Origin of the sequence: Paracoccus sp. MKU1, assembly GCF_001447385.1 — a bacterium.
Taxonomy (GTDB): domain Bacteria; phylum Pseudomonadota; class Alphaproteobacteria; order Rhodobacterales; family Rhodobacteraceae; genus Paracoccus.
In genome coordinates, this window is the sequence record NZ_LLWQ01000240.1 from 1 (window position 1) to 1,103 (window position 1,103).

Here is a 1,103-nt window from a genome sequence, read left to right on the forward strand (position 1 = left end):
GAGGCGACCGGATGCTGCCAGAGCACGATCCCGGCCCGGACCTCACCGGCAAGGACAAGGCCCAGTTCGTTGTCCTGAATGACCATGACGCGGGGGCGAAAGCGCAGCGCATCGCCCTGTCCAACGCGGAAATCACCGCGCGCAACGCGCTGGCTGGCGATGATCAGCGCCTCTTCGGGGGATTGGCACTGGCCGATGACGAGCGTGCGGTCGAAGCCGCCGACGTCATCGCTTTCGTCATCGCTGGCGATACCGATGCAGGAGATGCGCAGCGGCAGCTTCTGGGCATGACGCAGCCGGGGCAGGATCTGTCGCGCGACAAYTTCGCCGATCGAGGCGAAAGTGGTGTGGTGGGAAAGGCTCATGGGGAATGCTCCGCGACGGACGGCGGAAGCCCCTCTCCCGCCTCACAATCCGTCACGGCCAACCGGCCCGCACTCTTACTCTCCCGTCCCGACGGTGGATCGTCCCGCACCTCGGCGGGACGATCCGGCGATCAGCACCAGRGCTCACGCCGCCCGGCCCAGGTTCTCGCCAGCCCTTCATCGACGAGAATATCGCCGACATCGCGGCCTTCGACGCGTATCGCCGCCAGGGTCCGGCCATAGCGGTCGGTCCCCTGACGCAGGATTTCGACCCGCCGACCTTGCAGGATTTCCGCCAGCCTGATCTTCGCTTGCCGGGCWAGGTCGGTTTCATGGATGCAGCGGCCCTCCATTTCGGGAGCGTCGATGTTGAATATCCGAACAGCTTCGGACTGCTGTCCCATACCCAGCCGGATCGAGTCACCGTCCCAGACGCGGATTTCCGCCGGTTCGCAGGAAGCCGTGCAGAGCAGGACGGAGATGACGATATGGCTGAGCATGGCAAGAGGCTTTCATAAGGGGGAGGCTGACGCGACTGCTCAGACTTCTTCCTGAAGTCGGCCATTGACGCAATGCGGATCGACCTCCGCCTCGATCCGCTGCGTCCGCCCCATCCAAGGCGCCGGGTGGATTGCCCGCGCCCAATCGGCGAAGGACGGGATACGGCCCAGATCCTCGCGGACATGCTGCTCCCCGACCCATCGGGCCGGGATCACCCTGCCGGTGGACAGGGTGATC

General features: G+C 65.4%; 2 protein-coding genes and 1 pseudogene. All 3 read right to left on the bottom strand.

Annotated elements, in window-relative coordinates; translation table 11 throughout:
* Nucleotides 1–365 (bottom strand): hypothetical protein (locus AQY21_RS27095; RefSeq protein WP_058100677.1); only part of this gene is annotated, 365 nt, incomplete at its 3' end.
* 131 nt (nt 366–496) lie between these two features.
* Nucleotides 497–865 carry a thermonuclease family protein gene (locus AQY21_RS27100; RefSeq protein ID WP_058096179.1) on the bottom strand — a complete coding sequence of 123 codons (369 nt, stop codon included), beginning with the start codon at nt 863–865 and terminating at the stop codon, nt 497–499.
* A gap of 39 nt (nt 866–904) precedes the next feature.
* A pseudogene (locus AQY21_RS27105) lies at nt 905–1,103 on the bottom strand (hypothetical protein); the annotation flags it as partial.